The organism is Methylophaga sp. UBA1464 (genome assembly GCF_002325665.1).
Classification (GTDB): Bacteria; Pseudomonadota; Gammaproteobacteria; order Nitrosococcales; family Methylophagaceae; genus Methylophaga.
The window spans coordinates 4,940-5,182 of record NZ_DCSO01000110.1; positions in this window are offsets into that span (position 1 = coordinate 4,940).

Below are 243 nucleotides of genomic sequence, written 5' to 3' on the forward strand. Positions count from 1 at the left end.
CCTGCCGATCATGATGTCGGGTAATTTCAGCAAGGTTGTCAACAATTCGTATACTGCTATGACGGTGTTGCATTAGTGTTTTGCCTTTATCAGAACGGAGCGCCGAAAAGCATCAGCATTATCGAACATAATTCAGATCAGTATGGCGTAGACCTACCTATTAATGTTTGTTTTCAATAAAACCACGAATCGTTGCGGCTAATTCAAGCGGTTGGAATTTTGATACATAGGCATCAGAACCTG